The following is a 5,612-nucleotide window of genomic DNA, read 5'->3' as shown; positions in this document are numbered from 1 at the left end:
TTTAGGTCTCATTCTTAAAGTCGGCAGTAGGCAAAGGGCAGTAGGCAAAAAAATACGGGACAACTTCCACTTTTTTGCCTACTGCCCTTTGCAGATTGCTGACTGGCCGAGAACTTTCCAACACAGCAAATAGCGTTTATAATCTAACTCTAAACGTCAATTGAGGTGTGACACGACACTAGGTTTCTGTCTTTCGGATAGAAATATACCCACTTAAAAATAAAAACGGTTTGAGTAATCGCCCAAACTGCTATTGTTCTATACACTCTTATGGGCTGCTTTTCATTAGAAGTTATCGTGAGTTAATTCCATATTTGTCATTGCACCTGCAATATTCCCACTAGCTACTGCGTTAGCTACTGAACGCATCATTGTTGAATTATCTCCACAAGCATATATTCCTTCCATACTGGTTTTTTGAAAATCATCCACTTGAATATGCCCTTGTTCCGTTATTTCACAACCTAAAGAAGCAGGAATATTGGAATGTTGTACAAATGGAATGGCAGCATAAACCGCATTGAAATTCATCTTTTTTCCATTTTTGAAGACGACATTGTTAATGCTCCCGTTGTCGTGTTCAATTTCTGAAATTTCTGTTTCGATTACTTCTATTTTATTCTTTTTCAGTTTTTCAGTTTGCTCAATCGTAAAATCATTTTTTCCAGAGGTTAAAATTGAAATATTGTCGGTTAGGTTATTAACCAATGAAGCAACGTGGAATGCTGTATTTCCATTGGCCATGATACCTGTTTTCTGTCCTTTGAATTCATAGCCGTGGCAATAGGGACAATGAATGACAGAAATTCCCCAGCAATCTGAAAAACCTTTAATGTCAGGCATTATATCCTTTACACCAGTAGAAAAGATCAACTTTTTGGACTTGATCTTTTCTCCATTTTCTGTGGTTATTTCAAACCCATTTTTAATCTTTTTCCCTCCAATGGCAAAGTCGTTCAAGAATTTTACCGTATTATAATTTAACACCTGTTCTTTTGCATTTTGAGCAATTATACCTGGTTTAATCCCATCTTGTGTAATGAAATTGTGAGAGTATGGGGTTTGTCTGTTGCAAGGTTTGCCACTATCAATTATTAAAACATTTCGCAATGAGCGTCCTAAAGCCATTGCAGCAGAAAGTCCTGCATAACTTCCACCAATAATAATTACATCGAAAATTTTGCTATCTGTCATAAAATTGAATTTTGAAAATGATGTGAATGGAGAGGCAAACGTTACAGCAGTTAGTCCTGTTAACTTTATATGTTCCCTTCTGGTCATTTAATACTAAATAGTGTTTTCTAAAAATGGATAATCCGTATAGCCTTTTTCTCCCGTTGTGTAGAAAGTACTTTGATCTGCTTTTTGCAATTGTGTGTTCAGCTCAAAACGTTTCACCAAATCAGGATTACTGATAAACAGTTCTCCAAATGAAATTAGGTCTGCTACATTCTGCTCTATTGCATCATCTGCCAATTTTTTGGTGAAACCTCGATTTATAATATATGTTCCCCTGTATAATTTTCGATAGTGTTTTGCAGTATCCAAAATACTTTGAGTCGGGTGAGGATCATCTGCTTCTACATAACCTCCCATGTGGAGGTAAGCTAAATTATAGTTGTTCAGTTTTTGGATGATGTATTCAAACAATTGCGTTGTTTCATCATCTGTTTGAATGCCAAACCAGGTCTTGAAATCGGGAGAAAGTCTGATGCCCATTTTTGATGGAGGGATCTTTTGTTGAATTGCATCTAAAGTATCAAACAAAATCCGTGCTCTGTTTTCAATGCTTCCACCATATTGGTCAGTTCTTGTATTGGCACATTTGGCAAAAAACTGATGAAACAAATAACCATTTGCAGCGTGTATTTCTATGCCATCGAAATCCGCCTTGATGGCATTTTTAGCTGCTTTTTGAAAATCTAATATTGTATTTTGTATTTCCTGAGGAGTCATTTCTTTCGGCGTGACTGTACCTTTAAAACCCGAGTGTGTGTAGCATTCTGAATTCGGATTAATTTCAGAAGGAGCTAAAGGTAAATTTCCATTGAGTAAATCAGGGTGAGATATTCTTCCGACGTGCCAGAGTTGAGCAAATATTTTACCTCCCTTTTGATGAACTTTTTCAGTGACATTTTTCCAGGAAATTGTTTGCACTTCACTATATATCCCCGGGACATTTATGTATCCAATGGCTTGTTTACTTACGCTAATTCCTTCCGTAATAATTAATCCTGCTGTTGCCCTTTGTTCATAGTATCGAGCTATTAAGTCAGTGGTCAATCCCTTTTTGTTATTCGCTCTACTTCTTGTCATTGGAGCCATTACAACCCTGTTTTTTAAGGTTATATTTTGCGTCACGTATTTGTCTAATACAGTCATTTTATCTTGAAATTTTGGCAAACTTAAGTAGACTTATTATTATTGCAAACAATTCGCAATAGTTATTGCGAAATAATCGCATTTGTATGGAAAGACGTAATACTCCCACTAAAGAAGCCGTATTAGAATTGCTCATAAAATCCGGGAAGGCAATGAGTAGGGATGCTATTGAGCAAAAAATCACGCAGGACATTAACCGTGCAACAATTTATCGTGTTTTAAACCGGTTTTGTGAAGATGGTGTTCTACATCGGGTAGTTGCAGAAGATGGCAAACAGTATTTTGCTGTTTGCGTAAACTGTGATGACAAAGTCCTTTCAGGTCATCATTTTCACTTTAGATGCACTAAGTGTGATACCATTGAATGTCTGCCGGTAACAGTTGATTTTTCCGTACCGAATGGTTACCAGGTAGATGGTGTAAATTGTGTTTTATCCGGAACTTGTAAGGATTGTTCCCGTTGACTTTCCTCCTGGCTTAAGTTTATAACTTAAGCCTATCAATATCAGGAGGTTTACAACTTCCGATCAACCCAACAGCGCAATCTTTAACAATCCTTTACCCCCCGAATAATCCAAAGCACTGAGCTATCCTGTTTGCACTGTCCTTTCACAAGGCTTAGTTCGCATATTTTTTTCAGCATTTGCTATGGACTTTTTATGAGTAGTAGGTACCGTGCATTCTCACTTTCTTCACTTTAAAACATTTTCAAACCATGCAATTTTACCATCCTTAAATGAACCCGCTATAACATCGATATCTTTATCGCGATCTAAGTCCACGGCTACTACCACTCGGGCATCAATCATATTAGAAGACAGAATAATTTGATCTCCAAAATTTCCTTTCCCATCCAAATTTTGGTACCAAGCAATTTTATTGTCCACACTGGAAGCGGATAAGACATCTTGATCTCCATCTAAATCTAAATCCACACTGTAGATGGCTTTGGCCCAAATAGCATTATTGGAAATAACCCTTTGATCTCCAAAGGTTCCCTTGCCATCTAAATTTTGATACCATGCAATTTTGTTGTCTTTTCTTGATGCTGAAACCACATCTAGATCATTGTCGCCATCCAGATCGGCAGCCCATATTGACTGCCCGCCATCCACTTGGTCAGAGATTAATATCGGTTCTGAAAACCCATTCTTTTTGCCCAAATTTTTAATCCATGTTATTCTATTCATGTAAAAAGAGGCTACTAGAATATCCAAGTCTTTATCTTTGTCAAGGTCAATAGCGATTACCACGGTTGGGTCGTCCGGAGAAGAAGTTATATCTTTCTCTTCACTAAAAGAACCTTTACCATCGAGATTCTCAAACCAATTTGTCTTTCTACCAGATCCGGATAAAAGGTCTAAATCACCATCATTATCTAAGTCAGCAGCTACCACATTCATTGCTTTTCCAGAAGTTTCAATAATCTGTTTAATGGTAAAGCTCCCTTCTCCGTCCACATTCTCCATCCATAGTAGTTTATTGGTATCCCAAAATGAAACTGCTATATCTTGGTCACGATCATTATCCAGATCAGACGCATACACACATGAAATACTCCCTTCCGTGATAGTAACATTTTGTTTAGTGGTAAACAGATTATTCAATTTGTCTGAATTTTTATAAACATTTATTTCATTTCCAGCAGCTACAAGTAATTCTAAAGTCTTATCAGAATTAATATCAACGGGATGAATTGAAGTGACAGGTTTGGTTCTGGTTGAAATGTTAATTGGATCGGAAAAAATTCCTTTACCTTCTTTATTCAGATAAATGGATGCCTTCTGATCTCGATGCGAAGTCGACAAGATGTCCATATCACTATCATAATCTAAATCCGTAGCAAATACCCAATTTGCGCCATCCGCTTCTGCAGTGAGCACATTTTCATTCCCAAACTCACCTTTCCCATCTAAATTTTCATACCAGGTGATTTTATCATCCCCTGCGGAAGCAGAAACCACATCCATATCATTGTCTCCATCAATATCCACCGAAATAACACTGGTTCCGGACTCTACCGTTGCTATTAGGCGATATGCGTTGAAATTTCCATGGCCATCTCTGTTTTCATACCAAACGACTTTATTTCCTTTTAAAGATGATGTTAAAACGTCTTTATCACCATCTCCATCCAAATCTTCTGCATAGATACTATTGGGGTACGTTATCGCTGTTGAGATTATTTGTTGTGAACTAAAATCACCTTCTCCGTTTAAGTTTTCATACCATGCCACTTTGTTATCATAATAAGAAGTCGATAACAGGTCGCTATCGCCATCAGAGTCTACGTCAGCCGCATAAACAGAGTTTGCTCCATCTGCAAGTACAGTTACTACCTTTTGATCACTAAATTTTCCCAAACCATCTACATTTTCATACCAAGCGATCTTCTTATCTCCACTGGAAGCTGAGATTACATCCAAATCTTTATCATTATCAATATCATGTAGAAGAACTGCAGTTGGTTTGTCGACATACCAGGTTATAGTATTACAATACCTGAAATCCCCATCGTTACTGTTTTGACACCATACAATTCGATTTTCTTCTTTTGATGAGTAGATTATATCCATATCTCCATCACCGTCAATATCCCCGGAAGAGATCGCGGATATTTTCATGGCATTGGATTTAATTATTTGATAGGATGAAAAATTGTTTCCGTCATTTCTATACCAGGCAATTTTATTGTCCGCAGCTGATGCCACTAAAATATCCAAGTCTTTATCATTGTCAATGTCAGCACTAATTGTAGCTATAGGATCAATAAGTTGCGTATGATCAATTATTTTCTCCTGACTGAAAATGTTTTGGGAAAATGAATGCTGATACATGATCATCAAAATTAATACGCAGATTGTTGGTTTAATTCTAGGTGATAGCATGTTTTAAATAATATAACTTTTTCCATTTACAGACCTCAAAATTGTCCATAACTAGTGAATAACATCCATTCCGTTTTTAAACGTTTGCAAATATTTACAAATAATATACAAATGGATAAAGCTAAATTAACCATTATCAAATACTTCCTGGAAAATACATAGCAATATACCAGGAGCATCCTGATCATTTAGCAGAGTATTTTGAAGAACAACTCCTAACGGTTATGTCTTGAAACTAAGTCTTGAATTCCGGCGCAGTTAGAACGAATAGTTTCTTAATCTGAATCAGTCGCTTGGCTCCCAGCCGAGTGACCAAATATTGTTTCCGGCCTCCGGCCGTTA

General features: G+C 36.9%; 4 protein-coding genes. 1 reads left to right on the top strand and 3 read right to left on the bottom strand.

Annotated elements, in window-relative coordinates:
- Positions 1-285 precede the first annotated feature (285 nt).
- Both FNH22_RS31340 and FNH22_RS31335 read right to left on the bottom strand, forming a co-directional pair.
- Positions 286-1,194 carry an NAD(P)/FAD-dependent oxidoreductase gene (locus FNH22_RS31340; RefSeq protein ID WP_221420392.1) on the bottom strand — a complete coding sequence of 303 codons (909 nt, stop codon included), beginning with the start codon at positions 1,192-1,194 and terminating at the stop codon, positions 286-288.
- Between the two features lie 93 nt (positions 1,195-1,287).
- Entirely contained in the window at positions 1,288-2,382 is a 1,095-nt protein-coding gene (locus FNH22_RS31335) for an alkene reductase (RefSeq protein WP_143402488.1), read from the bottom strand.
- An 86-nt stretch (positions 2,383-2,468) separates the two neighbouring features.
- Between FNH22_RS31335 and FNH22_RS31330 the strand changes: the two genes are divergently transcribed.
- Positions 2,469-2,846 carry a Fur family transcriptional regulator gene (locus tag FNH22_RS31330; protein ID WP_143402487.1) on the top strand — a complete coding sequence of 126 codons (378 nt, stop codon included), beginning with the start codon at positions 2,469-2,471 and terminating at the stop codon, positions 2,844-2,846.
- Between the two features lie 228 nt (positions 2,847-3,074).
- On the opposite strand, the gene FNH22_RS31325 is transcribed toward FNH22_RS31330, so the two are convergent.
- A complete protein-coding gene (locus tag FNH22_RS31325) occupies positions 3,075-5,219 on the bottom strand; it encodes a VCBS repeat-containing protein (RefSeq protein WP_185154528.1) in 2,145 nt (714 codons plus the stop codon).
- Positions 5,220-5,612: the final 393 nt, after the last annotated feature.

Source organism: Fulvivirga sp. M361, from assembly GCF_007097395.1.
GTDB lineage: Bacteria > Bacteroidota > Bacteroidia > Cytophagales > Cyclobacteriaceae > Fulvivirga.
The sequence above is the reverse complement of the archived record's forward strand: the minus strand, read 5'-3'. Positions and strand labels throughout refer to the sequence as shown.